21 protein-coding genes and 1 pseudogene are annotated in these 20,044 nt (G+C 64.9%); 9 read left to right on the top strand and 13 right to left on the bottom strand.

The genetic code is table 11. The features are described from left to right. The coding region (locus tag IVA87_RS18405) for a TCP-1/cpn60 chaperonin family protein (protein ID WP_035681572.1) at positions 1 to 399 on the top strand (399 nt) is incomplete at its 5' end. Positions 400 to 577: 178 nt separating this feature from the next. Here the strand turns inward: IVA87_RS18405 and lepB are convergent. Further along, positions 578 to 1,155, bottom strand: a pseudogene (lepB, locus tag IVA87_RS18400) (signal peptidase I). Between the two features lie 244 nt (positions 1,156 to 1,399). Beyond that, positions 1,400 to 2,233: a LysR family transcriptional regulator gene (locus IVA87_RS18395; RefSeq protein WP_247296707.1), complete on the bottom strand. Its 834-nt coding sequence runs from the start codon at positions 2,231 to 2,233 to the stop codon at positions 1,400 to 1,402. 129 nt (positions 2,234 to 2,362) lie between these two features. On the opposite strand from IVA87_RS18395, the gene IVA87_RS18390 reads away from it, so the two are divergent. Both IVA87_RS18390 and IVA87_RS18385 read left to right on the top strand, forming a co-directional pair. Next, positions 2,363 to 2,956 (top strand): cysteine hydrolase family protein, encoded by a 594-nt coding sequence (locus tag IVA87_RS18390; RefSeq protein ID WP_247334511.1) that lies wholly within the window; start codon positions 2,363 to 2,365, stop codon positions 2,954 to 2,956. An 11-nt stretch (positions 2,957 to 2,967) separates the two neighbouring features. Then, positions 2,968 to 3,597 carry a glutathione binding-like protein gene (locus IVA87_RS18385; protein WP_247296694.1) on the top strand — a complete coding sequence of 210 codons (630 nt, stop codon included), beginning with the start codon at positions 2,968 to 2,970 and terminating at the stop codon, positions 3,595 to 3,597. 7 nt (positions 3,598 to 3,604) lie between these two features. Here IVA87_RS18385 and IVA87_RS18380 read toward each other — a convergent pair whose 3' ends face one another. After that, positions 3,605 to 4,711: a DUF2778 domain-containing protein gene (locus tag IVA87_RS18380; protein WP_247334509.1), complete on the bottom strand. Its 1,107-nt coding sequence runs from the start codon at positions 4,709 to 4,711 to the stop codon at positions 3,605 to 3,607. A 658-nt stretch (positions 4,712 to 5,369) separates the two neighbouring features. Between IVA87_RS18380 and IVA87_RS18375 the strand changes: the two genes are divergently transcribed. After that, positions 5,370 to 5,894, top strand: a complete 525-nt coding sequence (locus IVA87_RS18375) for a FecR domain-containing protein (protein WP_247296690.1) — start codon at positions 5,370 to 5,372, stop codon at positions 5,892 to 5,894. A gap of 63 nt (positions 5,895 to 5,957) precedes the next feature. Continuing rightward, a complete protein-coding gene (locus IVA87_RS18370; RefSeq protein WP_247334508.1) occupies positions 5,958 to 7,847 on the top strand; it encodes an adenylate/guanylate cyclase domain-containing protein in 1,890 nt (629 codons plus the stop codon). A gap of 4 nt (positions 7,848 to 7,851) precedes the next feature. On the opposite strand, the gene IVA87_RS18365 is transcribed toward IVA87_RS18370, so the two are convergent. The 4 genes from IVA87_RS18365 to IVA87_RS18350 all read right to left on the bottom strand — a co-directional run bounded on the left by IVA87_RS18365 (position 7,852) and on the right by IVA87_RS18350 (position 11,425). Continuing rightward, positions 7,852 to 9,354, bottom strand: coding sequence for a glycosyltransferase family 39 protein (locus tag IVA87_RS18365; protein WP_247334507.1), 1,503 nt, complete (start codon positions 9,352 to 9,354; stop codon positions 7,852 to 7,854). A gap of 6 nt (positions 9,355 to 9,360) precedes the next feature. Continuing rightward, complete coding sequence (locus IVA87_RS18360) at positions 9,361 to 10,494, bottom strand: glycosyltransferase family 2 protein (RefSeq protein WP_247296684.1); 1,134 nt, start codon at positions 10,492 to 10,494, stop codon at positions 9,361 to 9,363. Between the two features lie 258 nt (positions 10,495 to 10,752). Then, entirely contained in the window at positions 10,753 to 10,956 is a 204-nt protein-coding gene (locus IVA87_RS18355; RefSeq protein ID WP_247296682.1) for a hypothetical protein, read from the bottom strand. Positions 10,957 to 11,044: 88 nt separating this feature from the next. After that, positions 11,045 to 11,425: a hypothetical protein gene (locus IVA87_RS18350; protein WP_247296680.1), complete on the bottom strand. Its 381-nt coding sequence runs from the start codon at positions 11,423 to 11,425 to the stop codon at positions 11,045 to 11,047. Positions 11,426 to 11,525: 100 nt separating this feature from the next. Here IVA87_RS18350 and IVA87_RS18345 point away from each other — a divergent pair, with 100 nt between their 5' ends. Together IVA87_RS18345 and IVA87_RS18340 are read left to right on the top strand one after the other, a co-directional pair. Next, positions 11,526 to 12,362 carry a DUF72 domain-containing protein gene (locus IVA87_RS18345; protein WP_247296678.1) on the top strand — a complete coding sequence of 279 codons (837 nt, stop codon included), beginning with the start codon at positions 11,526 to 11,528 and terminating at the stop codon, positions 12,360 to 12,362. Positions 12,363 to 12,372: 10 nt separating this feature from the next. After that, a complete protein-coding gene (locus tag IVA87_RS18340) occupies positions 12,373 to 12,834 on the top strand; it encodes a DUF488 domain-containing protein (protein WP_247334506.1) in 462 nt (153 codons plus the stop codon). A 130-nt stretch (positions 12,835 to 12,964) separates the two neighbouring features. Here IVA87_RS18340 and IVA87_RS18335 read toward each other — a convergent pair whose 3' ends face one another. The 6 genes from IVA87_RS18335 to IVA87_RS18310 form a co-directional block, all read right to left on the bottom strand. Continuing rightward, entirely contained in the window at positions 12,965 to 13,879 is a 915-nt protein-coding gene (locus IVA87_RS18335; protein WP_247334505.1) for a PhzF family phenazine biosynthesis protein, read from the bottom strand. A 160-nt stretch (positions 13,880 to 14,039) separates the two neighbouring features. Then, on the bottom strand, positions 14,040 to 15,347 hold the full coding sequence (locus tag IVA87_RS18330; protein ID WP_247296672.1) for an adenylate/guanylate cyclase domain-containing protein: 1,308 nt from the start codon (positions 15,345 to 15,347) through the stop codon (positions 14,040 to 14,042). A gap of 30 nt (positions 15,348 to 15,377) precedes the next feature. Next, positions 15,378 to 16,541 carry an ABC transporter permease gene (locus tag IVA87_RS18325; RefSeq protein ID WP_247334504.1) on the bottom strand — a complete coding sequence of 388 codons (1,164 nt, stop codon included), beginning with the start codon at positions 16,539 to 16,541 and terminating at the stop codon, positions 15,378 to 15,380. 12 nt (positions 16,542 to 16,553) lie between these two features. Beyond that, positions 16,554 to 17,486: an ABC transporter ATP-binding protein gene (locus IVA87_RS18320; protein WP_247334503.1), complete on the bottom strand. Its 933-nt coding sequence runs from the start codon at positions 17,484 to 17,486 to the stop codon at positions 16,554 to 16,556. Next, a complete protein-coding gene (locus IVA87_RS18315; protein WP_276576813.1) occupies positions 17,483 to 18,430 on the bottom strand; it encodes an efflux RND transporter periplasmic adaptor subunit in 948 nt (315 codons plus the stop codon). Before IVA87_RS18315 ends, IVA87_RS18320 begins: the two co-directional genes overlap by 4 nt. Then, complete coding sequence (locus IVA87_RS18310) at positions 18,427 to 19,119, bottom strand: TetR/AcrR family transcriptional regulator (RefSeq protein WP_247334502.1); 693 nt, start codon at positions 19,117 to 19,119, stop codon at positions 18,427 to 18,429. The genes IVA87_RS18315 and IVA87_RS18310 overlap by 4 nt, the downstream gene beginning before the upstream one ends. Before the next feature lie 108 nt (positions 19,120 to 19,227). Between IVA87_RS18310 and IVA87_RS18305 the strand changes: the two genes are divergently transcribed. Both IVA87_RS18305 and IVA87_RS18300 read left to right on the top strand, forming a co-directional pair. Continuing rightward, complete coding sequence (locus IVA87_RS18305; RefSeq protein WP_247280742.1) at positions 19,228 to 19,563, top strand: metalloregulator ArsR/SmtB family transcription factor; 336 nt, start codon at positions 19,228 to 19,230, stop codon at positions 19,561 to 19,563. Beyond that, on the top strand, positions 19,560 to 20,033 hold the full coding sequence (locus IVA87_RS18300) for an SRPBCC domain-containing protein (RefSeq protein WP_247334501.1): 474 nt from the start codon (positions 19,560 to 19,562) through the stop codon (positions 20,031 to 20,033). Before IVA87_RS18305 ends, IVA87_RS18300 begins: the two co-directional genes overlap by 4 nt. Positions 20,034 to 20,044: the final 11 nt, after the last annotated feature.

The raw sequence follows: 20,044 nt of genomic DNA, 5'->3' as shown, positions 1-20,044 counted from the left end.
GGCGGCGTCGCCCTGCTCCGTGCCTCCGAGCAGCTCAAGGGCCTGCGCACCAAGAACGACGACCAGAAGACCGGCGTCGAGATCGTGCGCAAGGCGCTATCGGCGCCCGCTCGCCAGATCGCTATCAACGCCGGCGAAGATGGCTCGGTGATCGTCGGCAAGATCCTGGAGAACAAGGCCTACAATTACGGCTTCGATTCCCAGACCGGCGAATATGCCGACCTCGTCAAGAAGGGCATCATCGACCCGACCAAGGTGGTCCGCACCGCGATCCAGAACGCAGCCTCGGTGGCCGCGCTCCTGATCACCACGGAAGCCATGGTCGCCGAGCTGCCCAAGAAGGGCGGCGCCGGTCCGGCGATGCCGCCCGGCGGCGGCATGGGCGGCATGGACTTCTGATCGGCCGTTCAGGCAGACAACTCATGCGAAACCCCGGCAGCGATGCCGGGGTTTTTGTTTGGGGCAACTCCCCGCCACCATCATTCCGGGGCGCGCCCTCTTGGGCGCGAGCCTGGAATGACGAGCGGACGGGGCGCAGCGCAATCCGGCCACGTACACCGTCTGGATGCTGGCAGCCTCACTTCACCTTGCCCAGCCGCTCCATGTGCGGCTCGCCGTCTTCGTCGAGCGACCAGAAGATCCGCGTCACCTTGCCGACGAGATTGTCCATCGGCACGAAACCGAACGTCGACATCATGCGGCTGTCGGTGGAATTGTCGCGTTGTCGCCGAGCACGAAGAAGTGGCCCGGCGGCACCGTGAAGACATCCGTAACGTCCAGGAAGCCGTTATCGATGCAGTCATAGGTCACATAGGACACGCCGCTCGGCAGCGTCTCGCGCCAGCGCTTGACCTTGAAGCTGCCATCCACACCGCAGGCGATGCCTGCGAGCCCGTGCTCGAGCGCGACGCGCGTCACAGGAGGATCGTTGAGGATAAGCTGACCCTGCCGCACGCGGATGCGGTCGCCGGGCAGCCCGACCACGCGCTTGACGTAATCGACCGAACTGTCCTTCGCAGTCCGGAACACGACGATGTCGCCATATTCGGGTTCAGCGGCGAACACGCGGCCCGAGATCCAGGACGGCGCGAAAGGAAAGGAATAGCGGCCGTAGCCATAGGCATATTTCGCGACGAAGACGTAGTCGCCGACCATCAGCGTCGGGACAATCGCCTTCCATTCACGCGACTGCGCCGACGACCGCGGCCGGAATGTTTCCTGAATGGTCATGCACCTGCCCTGATCAAGTCCGTAGCCGTCGCGAGACTACGCAACTTTCGCGCGCGTGCAATCCCGGCTCTCGGTCGCATAGGCGCGGCCACGCATTCATCGCAAGGGCGACACAACGGATATGTGAAGGCCGCCCATGGGCAGCCTTCGGGTTTTCACACGCTCTCGGTTATCCCCGCGCAGGTTCGGTGAAACACGCCCGCAGCCAATCGATCGTCACGCGTGTCGCGGCGTCGCGCTTGAGATGGTTTTGCACGAGCAGCCAGACGTCGCGGCGTTTCGGCAGCAGCGTGGCGCGCAGGCGGCGATCGCCGAGCAAGTCGGTGCAGCTGTGCTCCGGCAACACGCCAGCGGCCTGATGCGAGCGGATCAGGGCGCGGATGACGCGGACATTGTCGGTCACGCAGCGAGGGCGGATTTTCTTCGTCCGCAGGAATTGCATCTCGGGAATGGCGCCGAGCTCGTCCGGATAGGCGCATAGCACCGGCTCGCCTTCAGTCGCGACCGGTTCGAAATAGTAGATGCGGATATCGCCGAGCCTGGAGATCGAAAAGTCGCCCTTGTCGGGCTTGCGCAGGCGGATCGCGAGATCGGCCTCCCAGCGCGAGAACCTGACGTTCTCGCTCGAGGTCAGGAATTGCAGCGTTAAGCCGGGATTGGCGCGCAGGAACTCGCTCGCATGCGGGGACAGCACCTCCTCGGCGACCGCATTGGTCGCGGCGATGCGCAGCCGCCCCACCGGGCCGGGCATCCTCTCACTGATGCGACCGATCTCGGCGGCATGCGCGGCCATGGCTTGGACGTGCGCCAGTACCGCCTCGCAATGACGGGTCGGCTTGCGGACACCGTCGGCAGCCTCAAACAGGCGCAGGCCGAGCGCATGTTCGATGCGCGCCAGCCGACGTCCGACCGTGGTCTCGTCGATCCGCAGCCGCGCGCTGGCGCCGGCATAGGTGCCCTCGTCTCTGACCGCGGCGATGATGCGAAGGTCGTCCCAATTCATGGCTTCAAGGCTACATCGACTGGCATTGGCCTGCAATATCGCAGCCATCGGCTGCAATTTCCCTGCATATCGGCAGGCTGCCGACGAGCTATGCTCGGCCAACCTTACCGCTTGGAGATTCTGAAGATCATGATGCCCGCAAAGACCCTGCTGCAGCTCGCCGGTGCGGACCTCACTCCGCCGCGTCTTGACGACGTCGCGCTGGTGCTGATCGACATCCAGAATGAATATCTCGCAGGTCCCCTCGCCCTGCCGGACGCCAAGCCTGCGATCGCGCGGGCGAGCGTCCTGCTGGCGCGGGCGCGCGAGCGCGGATCTGCGATCATCCATATCGCCCATCGCGGCAAGCCCGGCGGCCTGTTCGATCGCTCTGCCGATCGCGGCGCTATCGTTGCCGAGCTCGCGCCGCTTGCGGACGAGCGCGTGATCGAGAAGGAGTTGCCGAACGCTTTCGCCGCCACCGGCCTGCAGGCGCAGCTCGCCGCGAGCGGACGCAAGAACATCGTGTTGGCCGGATTCATGACGCACATGTGCGTCAGCTCCACCGCCCGCGCCGCACTCGACCTCGGTTTTCGCACGACCATCGAAGCCGATTCCTGCGCCACGCGTGATCTGCCCGACGGCCGCGGCGGTACGCTGGAGGCCCGGACCATCCACGAGGTCGCGCTGGCCGAGCTCTCGGACCGCTTCGCAATCATCGCGCGCGGTGATGCGCTGGCGTGAAGGAGTTCACGATGCTGCAGCTCTATTTCTTCCCGATGGCCTGCTCGCTCTCGAGCCGTATCGCGCTGATCGAGGCGGGCGTCGAGGCTCAGTATCACCTTGCTCATATCTGGACGAAGAGGGTCGTGGACGACGACACCGACTTCCGCGATGTGTCGCCGAAGGGCGCGGTGCCGGTGCTCGTCCTGGAGAACGGCGAGCGGTTGACCGAAAGCGCGGCGGTGCTGCAATACATCGCCGATGTGAAGCCGCAGGCGGGCCTTGCGCCCCGGTTTGGCGATCCCGACCGCTATCGCCTCCAGGAATGGCTGAGCTTCGTCGGCGCCGAGATCCACAAGGCGTTCCTGTTTCCGGCCTTCTGGTACAAGGACGACGGCTCGCTCGCCAAGCCGCGCGCTAGAATTGTGCAGACATTGTCGGTGCCATCAGCGCATCTGGCGGACCGCGAATTCCTGGTCGGTCAGCGCTTCACCGTTGCGGATGCGCATCTCACCTGGGCATTGCTGCTGCTCCGTCACGCAGGAATCGATATCGCGCAGTGGCCATCGTTGGCGGCCTATCTCGGGCGCATGCAGGCGCGGCCCGCCGTGCGTGAGGCGATCGCGACCGAGATGGCGCTGCGCAAGACGATGGCGAGTTGACCGCGTCTCACTCCACCCGCGCCAGCACCGCGAGCTTGCGGATGCCCTTGTTGCGGTAGGCGTCCAGGAACGCGTAATAATCCTTGAACGAGACGCAGCCGTTGGAATCGCCGTTCGGACCGAGCATGAAGGTGTGCGCGAGCAGGCCGTCGCGGCCGTAGATCGCGCTCTCGCCGCCGATCGGGGTCAGGCGCAGCGCCGGCACGCCGTGGAACAGCGCCTCACGCGGCTTCAACGTGTAGATGTGCGGCGGCGTCACACCGCGCATGCGCTGGCGCTGGGAGCGCGGATCGTCGAGATTGGAGCCGAGGCCGGAATGCGCCTCGAGCTTGGTGCCATCGGGCAGATAAACCGTCTTGGCGGTGATGTCGTAGACCGCGGTGTCGCGCTCATAGGGCGGCGCACCGCCAAACATCGGATTCTGCTCCTTCGGCGCGATGGACGCTGTGATGCTGGCATCGGCCGAGGCATACGCCAAGAGCCCGCCGGACGGCTCACGCTTGCCCCAGAGTTTCTCGACCATCGATTGGCGCGGACCGGTGATCGACATCACCGCGGCCTTGGCGCGATCGGCGAAGGATTTTGGTTTAGCCTCGGGCGCCGGCACGATCTCGGCCGGATCGGCCGAGGCCAGCTGCACACCTGCGTCAGCGCGCTTGGCCTTGGCAGCGTCCACGATCTTGGCCGAGCCCTGCGGCTTCAGCGCGTCCGCGACCTTCGCCATCACGTTCGGCTTCGCGGCTTCCTTCGACGCATCCTTGATGGCGTCCTTGGCCTCGGCAACGCTGATTGCGGGCGCGGCAGGCGCGGCGCTGGCCGCGTTCGAGGCCACGCCTTGCGTTGCAGCTGCGGCAAAGCGCTCGTTGAACATCTCGCGCGAGATCGGCGCGGCCACCTGCAACCGGTCCGGCAGGAGCGCGAAGGTTTCCTTGACCGCCTCGCCCGCCTCGCGCAGCACCACCTTGGGTGCGCGCTTGATCACGGGCTCGTCGTAGCGGCTGTTGCCGACGGTCGGATAGACGCTGGCGCCGAGGATGTTGTTGTAAATGGTCCAGCCGGCGCCAATCACGATGCAGCCGATCGCCGCGGCGCCGAGCCAATTACGGGTGGTCATTTTCCGGGAAGATTTCCGCGAATAATTCTTCGAGAATTTCTTGGACTTCCGTGCCGCGTTACTCTGCGCAGCGATACTCGTACTCATTCGCCTTGCGTCCAGGACGGTGTCACTCAGTCCCCCTTCGAAGCGCCGCTGGTCACGATCCGGGACCAGCATCTCGCAGAGGGTCGGAGCGTCATTAAGGCGACTTTTAGTTAAATGCAGATTAAGTTCAGGCGGATGTGGGGCAACTCGTTAACGTCGTCCCATTTCGGGAAAAAATCCCGCAGAATTACGGTCTTAGCCGAAGTTGTTAACCATGATTCTCGACCGGTTCAGGCCGGCCACCCGACGCCTCCGCCCGCAGCCAAGACGCACCCAACAACGCCCTTTTCGTGATCATCAAAACTGGGTCTGACCATAGCGCCGAAGGGTTGCGAGGCTGGTGGCCTCCCGCCGCGCCCAAGCCGGCCAGTCGCGGCAACGGCTCATGCAGGTCACGCACCGCGGACGGAGGTGCTCACGCGCCGTGACTTAAAGTTGATCGCGCCGGCCTGGAAATCGCCCCGACGAGAAAATAGCTCCTAACCCAGTACTTTTCGGCAGCCTCTGCGTGTGATACGGTACCGTATCAACATCGCCTTGAACTGTGCCGAGCACGCAAACGGAGGCAGGCATGAGAGGCTTTTCGCGCGCCGGGTTTTGCGCCCTGGCGTGTTTATTGTTGTTGATTGGGTTTGCAAAGGCACAGTCTGCTGCCAATGCGGGCTGTACGGCATCGCCGTCGGCCGCGGGCACGCAAGTTTGGCGCTGCGACAACGGCATCACGATCGTTGCGGAAAACGGCGCCCGATTTGAACTAAAGGACGCCAACCGCGACGGACATATAGACTCCGTGGAGTTGAGCAGCAAAGCCCTGCTGATCGAGGTGCCCAAGAAGCCCGGCGGCAATCCCTTCAAGGTGCTGACCCCGCAAGCTATCGCAGCGGTGCGCGGCACGAAATGGGCGGTCGATGTCGCGGACGCCAAGACCTCCGTGTTCGTCGCTGGCGGCCGCGTCGGCGTGACCCGCAGGGCTCGTGGACGCGGTGTCGTGCTCGGACCTGGCGAAGGGGTCGATGTCGAGGCAACCGGCCCGTTGACCGTCAAGACGTGGGGCCAGCCGCGCGTCGACGCGCTGATGGCACGACTCGGACAATAAGGGCTGGGTCGATAAGGCTCAGCTCAATAAGATTTGGACAGTAGAAGATTGCAAACCGACCGCATGCGTAGCCGACGCGTTCAGATCCTGGTGGCACTCGTTCTCACCGCGCTATGGGGCGCGGGCATCTTTGCCGCGCACGCCAACGGCCATCTGCGCTTTCTCGACCGCCTCGAAGCGACGTTGACGGATTGGCGGACCCAGGTCCGCGGCGTGCAGCGCCCGCCCGATCTCGTCACCATCGTCGCGATCGACGATACTGTGGTGAAGCGCGGCGGCAGCTATCCGCTGCCCCGGGCCGATCTCGCCCGCGTCGTCGACACCCTTGTGCAATTCAAGCCGAAGGTCATCGCGATCGACTTGCTGCTGGTCGACCGCAGCGCCGCGATCGGCGATGCGACCCTCGCCAACACGCTCGCCACCGGTCCGGTGGTGCTCGCGGCGGCGGCGATCTTCCCGACCGACAGCGAGACCGTAGCGCCGAGCAGCGAAGGTCCCCTTGCGGTCCTGCCGCAGGCCGAGCGCTTCCTGCTGCCGCTGCCCGCCTTCGCCGAGCATGCCGAGGTCGGCGTCGTCAACGTCGCGACGGGACAGTCGGGCTCGCCGCTCTCGGTGCCGATGCTGTTCCGGACGGCCGACAAGGTCGAGCTGTCGTTTCCTTTGCGCGTGGCGGCCCGCGCGCTCGACAAGCCGCTGACGATCGCGCCGGATCATCTCAGGCTCGGCGACCGCGTGGTGCCGACCGATACCGATTTCGCGCTGCCGATCACCTATTACGGCCCGCGCCGCACCATCCGCACCGTCAGCGCGCAGAGTATTTTCGACGGCACGCTCAACCGCGCCGCCATCGAGAACCGGATCGTCGTGATCGGCGCCGCGGTCGCCGGCGGCGGCGACTTCTACCCGACGCCGTTCGATTCGCTGATGCCCGGCGTCGAGGTGGTCGCGACCGCAATCACCCACCTCGTCGCCGGCGACGGCATCGTGCGCGACCGCAGGGTGCATGCCGCCGACGCATTCGGCGCGATGCTCCTGCCAATGCTGTTGGTCGGCCTGCTTGCCTGGCGGCGCAGCGCGCTCGGCATCATGGCGGCGGCCGCGGTGGTGATCGCCTGGGCCGGGCTGAACCTGTTCGCGTTCACCCACGGCGTCTGGCTGAATGCCGCGAATACGCTCGCCGCGGCCGTGCCGCCGGTTGCGGTCTTTGCCGGCGTGCAGCTGTGGGCGGGAGGCCGCCGCACGCAATATCTCGCCGCCAAGAGCAGGTCGCTGGCGCAATTCCAGGCGCCGGCGGTGCAGGACTGGCTGGCGCACGATCCGAATTTCCTGTCCAAGCCCATTCGGCAAGACGCCGCCGTGGTTTTCATCGATCTCTCCGGCTTCACAGGCTTGAGCGAACGGACCGATCCGGACGCGCTCCAGGACATCCTGAAGGCATTCCACGCGCTGCTGGACAAGACCGCAGCCGATTGCGGCGGCTTGATCACCGGCTTTCTCGGCGATGGCGCCATGATCCTGTTCGGACTGCCGCGCGCAATGCCCGATGACGCGGCGCGGGCGCTGAAATGCGCGATCGACCTGCATCGTGGCGTCGAGCGCTGGATCGCCTCGTTGGCGCCTGCCATCGGACATCAGCTCGGCTTCAAGATCGGCGCGCATTTCGGCGAGATCGTCGCCTCCCGCCTCGGCGAAAGCCACCAGCACATCACGGCGACCGGCGATACCGTCAACGTCGCTAGCCGGCTGATGGAGGTCGCCGCCCGGAACTGCGCGCGGCTTGCGCTGAGCGATACGCTGCTGAACACCGCCGACTTCCACGGCGCTCCCGACGGCATCCTGTCAGGCCCCCTGCTCACGCAAGTCCGCGGCCGCTCCGGCGTCGTGACCGTCTGGTTCTGGCGCGATCGGGACGTACCGGGCCAGGCCGCCACCAAGGCCGAGATGATCGGCTGAAGCCTTACCGCGCTTCCGGCGGCGGGGAGCGGTCGAGCACGTCGCCCTTGGCGCCTTCCAAGAGGTCGATGCCGTAGGTCTCGACCACCAGCGGTCCGCGCTTGCGCTGCAATTGCGCAATCTGCGTCACGGTCGCGAAGAGGTCGTTGAGGGCGGGATGACCATCGCTGCGCAGCTCGTCGACATAGAGCAGCTTACCGGCGAGGAGCTTGGGATCGGGCTCGGGCATGTTGACCCAGCGGATGCGCTGGGTCTGCTGGGCCACGCAGGTGCCGCGCGGCAGATAAAAGGCCAGCCAGCCCGTGGTGCCGTAGTCCTGCGCGAGCACACAGGTCGCGCCACTGCGCGCGCGCACCGCTTCGATCTGCGCGGCAAGCTCACGCCAGCCGACGCCGACGCTGCGCACAGTGGCATCGCGGCGATAGCCGGACAGCCAGCCGGTATTGGCCTGCACGATCAGGGCCGCAAACATCACGATGCCGACCGGCGCGGCCCACCGCAGGCAGAAATCCACCAGGCGCCGCTGGCGCGGCTTCCACTGCACGAGGTTGGCGGCGGCGGCCGCGGCGACGACGAAGGGCGGGTAGACCGGCGCAAACCAGTTGGCCTCGACGCGGGCGTGTAGCGAATGCCAGACGAAATAAGCGACGATGGTCCAGAACATCGTCGCGATCAGCACGCGCGAGGCCAGCGCGCCGGCCCGGTGCCAGGTCAGCGCATGCAGCCCCATCGCGCCCAGGATGAAGACGAACGGGGTCGCAAACGCGATCTGGGTCGGGATCAGCTCGGCGATGAAGACGGGACGGAAGTCCTCGATTCTGGCGCGGCCGAGCTGCTTTGCGAACGACACCCAGTGATGGTCCGCATTCCAGAGGATCACCGGCGAGAACAGCGCGAGGGCCACGAGACCGCCGAAATAGGGCCAGGGCGAGAGAAACCAGTGCCGCAGTTTCGGGACGAAAGCGAGCCAGATCAGGATCGCCAGCCCAAAGAACATTGCGGTGTATTTCGACAGCAGCGCCGCACCGACCGCCGCGCCGGCCGCAAGCCACCATGCTCCGCGTCCGGTCTCGAGCACCTTTGCGAGGAAGAACAGCACGAAACTGGAGGCGACCAGCAGCGGCGCATCCGGCGTGACGATCAGCGTGCCGACCGCGGCCATCATCGTCACGTTGAGCAGGATGGCGCTGATGGCGGCCACGCGCGCGCCGCCGAACAGGATCGCGGCCGAGCGGTAGACCGCATAGCTCATCGGCAGCGCCAGCAGGATCGAGACAAGGCGAACGCCGAGCTCGGTGTCGCCGGCAATCATGGTGCCGGCGCGGATCACAGAGGCCACCATCGGCGGGTGGTCGTAGTAACCGCCCGCCAAATTTTTCGACCACATCCAGTAATAGGCTTCGTCGAAGGTGATCGGCGTGAAAGCGGCGGCGACCAGCCGCAACACGACCAACGCAAGAATCGTGAGCGCGGTGTTGCGGACGATCCGCGCGTCAGCTCCGCCCATATCGTGCTATTTCTTGCGCCAGACGAACAGTCCGGACATTGCGTAATTCCACACCACGCCCATCAATGCACCAGCCATGCCGGCCAGCCACCAGATCGGCTCCTGGTCGTAGACCGAGAAAGCGACGCCGACATTGGCGAGCAGACCGACGCTGCACACAATGTAGAAGGCGATCAAGCCGCGCAGCAGCGCAAAGCCCTTCAGCCGCTGGTCGCGATAGGTGAGGAAGTTGTTGAGGATGAAATTGCTGGTCATGGCGACGATGGCGCCGGCGGCCTGCGCTTCCGCGAACGGCGCCTTGAACAGCTGAAGCGCGATGAAGAGCGTGGTGAGATGCACCACGAGGCCGATGCCGCCGACCATCGCGAACAAGATGAAGCGCAGCGAGACGATGTCGTTGCTCAGCTTGGCCAGCACGAGGCCAAGAAAGTCCAGCGCGACCATGGAATCGAGCTTGCTCTCGCCGTGCTGTCGGGCGCCGAAAGTGTAGGGAATCTCGACCGCACGTAAGTTGCCATGCGCGGTCGCGACCAGGTCGAGCAGGATCTTGAAACCGTGCACCGACAGCTTTGGCGCGAGCTGCTCGAAACGATCGCGGCGGATCATGAAGAAGCCGCTCATGGGATCGGCGATCTCGACCCGCAGCATCTTCCGGGCGAACTCGGTCGCCAGCGCGCTGGCCCCCGCGCGCTGCTTGTTGAAGCCCTCGCTCTTGTAGCCCTCGATGTAGCGGCTGCCGACCACGATGTCGGCTTGATCGCTCGCGAGCAGCAACAGCATCTTCGGCAGTTGCGTCTCGTCATGCTGAAGGTCGGCGTCGATCACGGCCACATAGGGTGCGCTCGAGGCGAGGATGCCCTCGATGCAGGCGCCCGACAGGCCGCGGCGGCCGATGCGGCGGACACAGCGCACACGGCTGTCGCGCTGCGCCAGTGCACGCACAACGTCCCAGGTGCCGTCGGGCGAATTGTCGTCGACGAACACGACTTCCCAGGCGACGCTGGCGAGCGTCGCCTCCAGCCGCCGGTACAGCACCGTGACGTTGTCGCGCTCGTTGAAAGTCGGAACGATCACCGACAGTTCCGGCCCCTCTTGAGCCTGCGGCAGGTTGTCGGCGCCCGGTCTGATCGCTTCATTCATGACGGAGCGTATAGCCGCCGCGTCTGGCGCTGCCAAGTTGTTGCGCTACCAAGCCGGGGGTTGTGTGGGCAACGGCCCAAAAGAGGCCCTAAAATGCCAACGACCCCGGAACGGCGGGCCGCACGTACATCCGGCGCAGGCCTGAGCTATTCCAAGGTCGTTCCAACGACGGAGAACGTCACTCAACGTCGCCGTTAGAAGTTAGATAGGAATGGCGAGGCCGCTCCGCAAGGGCCCCTTCAGGGCACTTTCCGCCTCCTATTGGTTCGGCACTTCCCGAATCACTGGCCCTCGGGGCGCCGGCGCGGCCGGGGCGGCGGGTGCCGCGGCAGGGGCTGATTCGACTTTTACCGGCTTGGGCGGCTTGCCGTACTGGCCAATCGGGCCGAATACGACGGCGACCGCAAGCACGGCCGCCGCGACGATCGCGCCCAGAATGCCCCCCACTGACTCAGACGACATGGACCCATCCCTGTTCCAGATGCGCCCAGTGATATCATGGATGACCGCGCAGCCGGAAGGGTTCGCCGGGCCGCAACGCTCAATGGAGCTATTTCTGCGGCGGCCGGTGCTTGATGTAGGCCATCACAATGTCCTTCTGCGCCGACTCCACCGCCCTGTTTGCGGTAGCGAGATGGGCGCCGGCATCGATGTTGGGGTACTGCGTGGTGAGATAATCGAGCAGCACCACGCGGTAATATTGCCGCTCCGATGGACAGGCGCCCGCGACCGAACGGCCAAAATCCTGTTCCGACAGGCCCTGATTAGAGTCGCGGGAATATTCCCGCGCCAGGCAATGCCAGTAATCGTCGCGGCCCTGCTGGGCAAGTTTCTGTGCGCTTTTGGCGTCGTCGTCATCCGCCAAAGCAGAGCATGTCATGGCAGCAGATGTCATCATGACGAGCGCGGCTCCCAGCAACAGCATCCGCATCTTGTTCTCCTTTTTTCGCGGGTCCAGGCGCGAGCTTAGACAGGGCCGGCCAACTGGCCAATCACAACTGGTTTGATTAGGATGAGGTCCCTCCCCGTCGATGCGAGATCCTTCCGTGGCCAAAGCAAAAACCGCGTCAAAAAAATCCGGCAACATTTTCATCGGCATCGGCGGCTGGACCTTCGAGCCCTGGCGCGGCGTGTTCTATCCGGAGAAGCTGACGCAGGCCAAGGAGCTATCGTACGCCGCCTCGAAGCTGACCTCGATCGAGATCAACGGCACCTATTACGGCTCACAGAAGCCGGAGAGCTTTCGCAAATGGGCGAGCGAGGTGCCCGAGGGTTTCGTGTTCTCGGTGAAGGGACCGCGCTTCGCCACCAATCGCCGCGTGCTCGCCGAGGCGGGCGATTCCATCAAGCGGTTCTACGATTCCGGCGTGCTGGAGCTCGGCGACCATCTCGGGCCGGTGCTCTGGCAGTTCGCGCCGACGAAAAAATTCGACGGCGCCGATTTCGGCAAGTTTCTGGAGCTGCTGCCGCGCCAGCTCGACGGACGCGCGCTGCGCCATGTCGTGGAAGTGCGCCATGACAGCTTCTGCACGCCGGATTTCGTTGCGCTGATCCGCGAATTCGAGACGCCGGTGGTGTTCGCCGAGCACGGCAAATATCCGGCGATTGCCGACGTCGCCGGCGACTTCGTCTATGCAAGGCTTCAGAAGGGCAATGACGAGATCAAGACCTGCTATCCGCCGAAGCAGCTCGATGCCTGGGCCGCGCGCTTTCGGGCCTGGGCTTCTGGCAGTGAACCTGATGACCTGCCGAAGATTGACAAGGCCAAGCCGAAGAAGGAGCCGCGCGACGTGTTCGCCTACGTCATCCACGAGGGCAAGGTGCGCGCACCGCATGGCGCCATGGAACTGATCGCGCGGGTGAGCTGAGGATGGGTCCATGGCGAAGGCGAAAAAGCTCTTCACCATCGGCTATGAGCAGACACCGCCCAAAGCGGTTCTCGACGAGCTGGAGCAGGCCGGCGTCAAGCTCGTGGTCGACGTGCGCGCGGTGACGTCCTCGCGCCGGCCGTGCTTTTCCAAGAAGCAGCTGTCCGCGGGCCTCGATGAGCGCGGCATCGGCTATATCCACCTCGCCGCGCTCGGCACTCCGAAGGAAGGCCGGCTCGCCGCGCGCAGCGGGCAATACGACGTGCTGGAAAAGATCTATTCAAAGCACCTGAAGACGCCGCAGGCGAGGGAAGAGATGGACGAGCTCTCGGCGCTGGTGAAGAAGGCCGGCCCGGTGTGCCTGCTCTGCTACGAGCGCGACCACACCCATTGCCACCGCCAGATGATCGCGGAGATCATCGAGGAGCGCGATGGCGTGGCGGTGACGAATCTGGTGGGGCGGCAGGTGTAGCGCTTCGCCATTCCGGAGCGTGCGTCAGCGCGAACTACGGTGCGCAATTGCGCACCTGAGAATCCAGCGGGCGGCAGAGTTGGTGGACGGCTTCCGGGCTCAGCGCTACGCGCTGTCCCGGAACGACAAATCAGCCCTCCCCCGCAAGCTTGAACGTCCCTTCCATCATCTGCACGCAGCTGCCACCGACATGGGCGGAGCGGATCTTGCCGTTTTGCTTGCATACGCGCGTCAGCAGCAGGCTCGGACGGCCCATGTCAAAACCTTGACCGACCGTGAGCTTGAATTCGCCGTCGCGCGCGGGGTCGAGCTCGGCGAACAGCGCGGCCGCCGCGACCGTGGCACTGCCGGTGGCAGGATCCTCGGCGAGACCGCCGGCACCGCGCATGAACATCCGCGCTTGAAGCTCACAGGGCGCCTCCGCCGCGGGCACATCGCGCGTATAGAACCAGGCCGAGACCGCGCCGTCGCGCGGAAATACCCGGCCGAAGGCCGCCGCATCGGACCTCGCCCGCTTGAGCGCATCGCGCGAATGCAGCTCGATCACCAGAAATGGCGTTCCAACGCCGACAACCTGCGGCATGTGACGCTCGACCTTGATATCCTCCGCGCTGAGCGAAATGCAGCTCGCGGCATCCAGGGCAGACAATTGCGACAGCCGGGACAGCGGCTGCGGCGCGGTGAGCTCGGTGCTCACCACGCGCCCCTGCTCCCGCCGGATGTCGACCGGCACGAGTCCGGCCTTCTCTTCAAACAGCAGGCGCGGCTTCGGCTCCTTGGCGATCGTCGCCAGTACGAAGGCCGTGCCGACATTCGGATGACCCGCAAAGGGCATCTCCCTGACGGGGGTAAAGATGCGCACCTCGGCATCATTCGCCTTGTCGCGCGGCGGCAGCACGAAAGTCGTCTCGGAGTAGTTGAACTCGGTGGCGATCGCCTGCATCTGCCCAGTGGAGAGCCCGCCGGCATCGAGCACCACGGCGAGCTGATTGCCGCCAAAGGCGCGGTCGGTGAACACATCGACGGTGATGTAGCGGCGCTGCATCTTTCGTTTCCCCATGCAAGTCGAGGCCGCAACCGGCCGCGTCTTCGGCAACACTACAGGCCGGCGGCATCGCCCGTCATGCCCCAAAATTCGGAGCAATCGGAGCATTCGCGGAGGAGACGGTGAGCGCGCCTTGCCTACGCCCCATTCCAGACAGCGCTCACCCCAGCTGAAACACCGCGACCGGCCGCTCATAGCCGCGCACCTCGACCTCGCCCAGCGCCACGGCATCGCTGCCGTCATCGCCCAGCACTTCGCGGACGGCTGCGGAAATCAGGAGCTGGGAGCCGAACTCCTTGTTCAGCGCCTCCAGCCGCGAGGCGAAGTTCACGGTATCGCCGATGACCGTGTATTCCTTGCGCCGGGGCGAGCCGATATTGCCGGCGACAACCTCGCCGAAGTGGATGCCGATGCCGATCCGCAGCGGCCAGCTGGTTTGCGCGTTGATGCGATTCATTGCGGTCAGCATCTCGCGGCCTGCGGCGACCGCGCGATGCGCGGCGTCGGAGGCTTCCAGCGGCGCGCCGAACAGCGCGAGAAAGCCGTCGCCCAAGAACTTGTTCACGATACCGCCGTGGCGATCGAGAATGTCGACCAATATTGCGAAGGCGCCATCGAGCCGGTCGACCACCTCCCGAGGCGTGCGCGACTGCGCGCCGGCCGTGAAGCCGCGGAAGTCGACGAACATCACCGCGACGCGGCGGAGATCACCGCTGGCGCTCGTTCCCGCCGTCATCAGCCGTTCCACCACCTGCGGGGAGACGTGTTGGCCGAACAGATTAGTCACCCGGTCGCGCGCGGTCGCCGCCGCGATGCTCGCGGCAAATTGCCGCCGCAGCTGCGCGCCGACGGCGCCGGCGAGCACGCCGCAGATCATGATGACAAGGCTGCGCACGGCGTGGAAATAGATCTGGGGCTCGCCGGCTTCGCTCGCCGAATTGTAATAAAGCGCGACGGTCAGAAGTCCGGCGGCGGCCACGAAACCCGTGAAGGTGGAGAGCCAGAAATCGAGCCGCAGGGTCGAGAGGATAACGAAAATGAAGTACATCAGCGGCACCGCGAAGCCGAGCGCCTGGCTCGCGCCCATGGTCCGGATTTGCAGGATGAGAATCGCCGTGGGCAGCGAGGTCTCGATCAGCGTGCCGATATAGCGCCTGATCACCGGCAGGTCGCGATCGAGGCGGAGGTTCTTCCTGATCTGGGTGTGGACCCAGACTTCGAACAGGATGAAGCCGGCCAGAAGGCCATAGACCTCGATCAGCCCTTCCGTTCCGCGCCAGACCCGGTTCACGACAGCCGGATCGATCAGATAGATCGCGGTGAGGAACAACATCATGACGCAGCCCGTCATGATCAGCGCGCGCACCCGCAACAGCTCGGTGCGCAGCACCTCCCGCGTCAGCTCACGCTCGAAATCGTCCGATAGCACGGCATGCTGCCGCGTCTTCCTGCTCGCAAATTTCGCCATTCCGCCCCTCGATTTCGGGGGCATCTTGCCTCAATCCAGCGTGCGGCGGAAGCGCGTCACGGCGATGGTCATGGCAAGCAGCATCAGGGCCGCCAGCGCCATCGTGTCGAAGCGCAGGTTCTGCATGGTCGCGCCCTTCAGCATGATGGCGCGGACAATGCGCAGATAATGGGTCAGCGGCAGGCCCTCGCCGAGATATTGCGCCCAGGCCGGCATGCCCGCGAACGGGAACATGAAGCCGGAGAGCAGGATGCTGGGCAGAAAGAACATCATCGACATCTGCATGGCCTGAAGTTGGTTCTGCACCAGCGTGGAAATCGTGTAGCCGATCGACAGATTCGTGGTGATGAACAGCGTCGAGAGCAGCGCCAGCAGGAACAGATTGCCAAGCAGGGGCACGCCGAACAGGCCGACACCAATGCCAATGATGAGGAAGGCCTGGAGGAAGCCGACCAGGACGTAAGGCACGATCTTGCCGAACATCACCTCGATTGGCTTGATCGGCATCGACAACAGGCTCTCCATGGTGCCGCGCTCGACCTCGCGCGTGACCGACAGCGCGGTGAAGATCAGCATGGTCATGGTGAGGATGGTGCCGACGAGGCCCGGCACGATGTTGAGGCTGGAGGCCGCGGCCGGATTGTAGCGGGCATGGGCGCGGATCTCGAACGGCATCTCCGGGGGATCGCCGATATAGAGATCGTGCTTGAGCGCGGTCTGCACCACCATGCCGAGCGAACCGATCGCCGAGCTTGCCGCAACCGGATCGGTGGCGTCGGCCGCGACCAGCAGCGCCGGCCTGTCGCCGCGCCGCACCGCCCGCTCGAAGCCGCGCGGGATCTCGACGCCGAACAGCACCTTGCCGGATTTCAGCAGATTGTCGAAATCGTCGACATCGTGCACTTCATAGAGGAAGCGGAAATAGGCGGTGTTCTCCAGCGCCTTCAGGATCGAGCGGGCGAGATCGGAGTCCTCCTGGAGCAGCACCGCGCTCGGCAGGTTACGTGGTGTGGTGTTGATGGCATAGCCGAACAGCATGAGCTGCATCACCGGCAGCATCACGATCATGGCGAACGAGACGCGGTCGCGCCTCAGCTGGATGAACTCCTTGACCAGCATCGCATAGGAGCGCTTCCAGAAGCCGAAGCGTTCCCGGATTTCGTGGGCGGGCGCGGGATGATCGACAGCGCTCATTGGAAATGGTCCTTACTGGAAATTGTCCTTGGAGCGGCTCATCAGCTCGATGAACACGTCTTCGAGCGATGGCGACGATTTCTGCCAGTGCAGGCCGCTTCTCTCGCGCCACGGCCCGATGCTGGCCTCGAGCGCAGCGACGTCGCGCCCCGAAACGTGCAGCGAGGTGCCGAACGGCGCCACCATGTCGATGCCGGGCTTGCCCGTGAGCGCGGCCGCGAGCTCATTGAGGTCTTCGCCCGTGACCGTGTAGGTGGTGAGCGCGGATTTCGCGATCACCTGCTCCACCGTGCCATGCGTCAGGAGATGACCATAGGCGATATAGGCGATCTCGTGACAGCGCTCGGCCTCGTCCATGTAATGGGTCGAGACCAGCACGGTGAGGCCGTCGGCGGCGAGCGCGTGAATCTCGTTCCAGAAGTCGCGCCGCGCCTTGGGATCGACGCCGGCGGTCGGCTCGTCGAGCAGCAGGAGTTGCGGATTGGGCAGCGTGCAGGCCCCGAGTGCCAGGCGCTGCTTCCAGCCGCCGGAGAGCTCGCCGGCCAGCTGCTCCTCGCGGCCCGACAGTCCGAGCCGCTTGATCATGTCTCGCGCAGCGCCGCGCGCGTCAGTGAGGCCATAGAGCCGCGCGACGAATTCGAGGTTCTCGCGCACCGAGAGGTCCTGATACAGGCTGAAGCGCTGGGTCATGTAGCCGACCTGGCGCTTGATCTTTTCGGCATCGCGGCGGATGTCGTAGCCGAGGCAGGTGCCCTCGCCGCTGTCGGGCGTGAGCAGGCCACAGAGGATGCGGATGGTGGTGGTTTTGCCCGAGCCGTTCGGCCCGAGGAAGCCGTAGATCGAGCCGCGCCTCACCTGCATCGACAGATCGTGCACCACCTCGCGGCCCCCGAACGACTTGCTCAGGCCCTTGACGTCGATCGCGATGCCGTTGCCGCCGCTCATCGCCTGTCTGCCACCGGTGTCTTCGGATCGAGGTAGACGTTGATCGGTTGTCCGACGCGCAAGGCGTCGGGGCGCGAGGGCCGCGCCTGGATCAGATAGACCAGCTTGTTGCGCTCATCGAGACTGTAGATGACGGGCGGGGTGTATTCGGCCGAGGTCGCGATGAAATAGATCTTTGCGGTGAGATCGGCCGCGCAATTGTCGCAGGCGATGCGCACCGTGTCGCCGATCGCGAGCTTCGGCAACTCAGTCTCCGGCACGAAGAAGCGCAGCTTCATGTTGCCGGGCGGCATGATCGAGAGCACCGGCCGCTGCGCCGCCACCATTTCGCCCTCGCGGAAGTAGATCTGCTGGATGGTGCCGGCGACCGGCGCAAAGCCCTTGCGGCGCGCTAGCCGCGTCTCCGAAGTCGCCACCCGCGCTTGCGCCACCCGTAAAGCCGAAACAGCAGAATCGAGGTTGGCCTGCGTGCCGGAGCCGGTTTTGCTCAGCGAGGCCGCCCGGTCATAGGTCTGCTGCGCATTCGCCAGCGTCGCCTTCTGCTGGTTGAGATCGGCAAGCTGGAGGTCGTCATCGACGGAATAGAGGTGATCGCCGACCTTGACCTCGTCGCCCTCGCGGACGTTGAGCTTGGTCACGCGGCCGGCTTCGTCCGGGCTGACGAAGATCATGTCGGCCTCGACCCAGCCCTGGAAGCCGGGATCGCGCTTCTCCTGGCAGCCGGCAAGCGAGGTTACGATCGCCAGCACCACGATCGAGCAAAGGCGCGACAGCTGTCGCTCCCTGACCCTGAGGAGCCGCCAACGGGTCCGCGCGGAGCGCGGCCCGATGACAGGCTCCGCGGCGTCTCGAAGGGCGAGGAGCCACAGCCGAGCCTGCATCCTTCGAGACGCGCCTTCCGCGCTCCTCAGGATGAGGTGAGACATGATTTGTGACGACCTCATGTCGTCCTCCGTTCGCCAAAAATCAAATCGAGATGGACGCGCAGCATCTCCTGCGCGTCGAGCGGCGCGTGCCGTGCGAACAAGCTCTGCCAGATCACTGCGATCATGGCGGGCGCAACCATGATCTGGGGAAACCGCGCGAGATTTTTCTCGCGGATCTCGCCACGGGCGATGCCGAGCTCGATCAGCGCGCGCATGCCCGCAATTCCGCGCGAGACGACCTCGCGGTAGTAGAAATCGGCGACGGACGGAAAGCGCGGCCCCTCCGCCACGATCAGGCGCACGAGGTCGCCGCGCCTGGTGCCGATGACCTCCTTCAGAAAGTTGCTGGCAAAGGTCTCGACAAGGTCGCGGACCGTTCCGGTCGGCGGCGGCAGCGTCGTGAGGCGTGTGACCACCGGCACGATCACGGTGCGCACCAACTCCTCGAACATCGATTCCTTGTCCTTGAAGTGCAGGTAAATCGTGCCTTTGGCGACGCCGGCCCGTTTGGCGATGTCGTCGAGCCGGGTCGCGGCAAAGCCGCGGGCGATGAACTCGTCCATCGCCGCCTCCACGATCGCCGCGCGCCGCTCCGCGGCCCGGGCGGCCCGATTTGAAACGCGGGGCTCGGCCTCAGCGCCGACTTCGGGTGTCTGGCTCGCGGCTTGAGCCGCGGATGCGATCGTTCTGGCTGGCTTCTTCGTCATGGTTAGCTTATGACTGACTAGTCAGTCATTGTCAACAGGTGGAGGAATAGTGCCGCGCGCGACAAATTAGTGTTTGCTAATTGATTAGCGTGTGCTAATGCGTCTCTCATGATGGAAGCCACCCCCAATCCCGTAACGGCCGTGATGCGCGCCCTCGCCGATCCAACCCGCCGCGCCGTATTTGAACGCGTCTTCGACAGCCGGGAAATCAGCGTCGCCGAGCTGACACGCGGCAGCGGCGTGACCCAGGGCGCGATCTCGCAGCACCTGAAATCCCTCAAGCAGGCCGGCCTCGTCGCCGAGCGCGCCGAGGGCCGCAATGTCTACTACCGCGCCGCGCCGCAAGGGCTCGAGCCCCTGGTCACCTGGATGGACCATTACGGCGTGTTCTGGCGCGAGCGCTTCCAGAACCTGCGTGACCTCTTGAAGGAGATCGATCCGTGAGTGCAGCCGAGTTGAAAGCCGAGAGCCAAGATATCGTCCGGGACATCGTCGTTGACGAAGTGCTCCCTCATGCGCCGGACACGATCTGGAAGGCGCTGACCAGTGCCGAGTTGATCGGGCGTTGGCTGATGAAGCCGACCGGCTTCGAGCCGGTTGAAGGCAACACCTTCACATTCCAGACCACCCCGGGCGGTGCCTGGGACGGCGTCATTCATTGCCGGGTTCTCGAGGTGGTGGCCAACAGGCGTCTTGTCTACGCCTGGAAGGGCGGCGATGAGCGCAACACCGGTTACGGCGCGCCGCTCGACACTGTCGTGACGTGGTCCCTCGCCCCGGTCGAAGCCGGCACGCGGATCCGCCTGATCCATGCGGGCTTCGTCATGCCGAGGAACGAGTCGGCCTACAACGTGATGAGCGGCGGCTGGAAAAAGGTCGTCAGACAGCTCGACGAGATCAGCGGCGAGACGTGAGGAAATATCGC

The sequence above is a fragment of the Bradyrhizobium sp. 147 genome, assembly GCF_023073935.1.
Lineage (GTDB): Bacteria > Pseudomonadota > Alphaproteobacteria > Rhizobiales > Xanthobacteraceae > Bradyrhizobium.
Note: the sequence above shows the minus strand (reverse complement) of the source record. Positions and strands in the feature narration are given on the sequence as shown.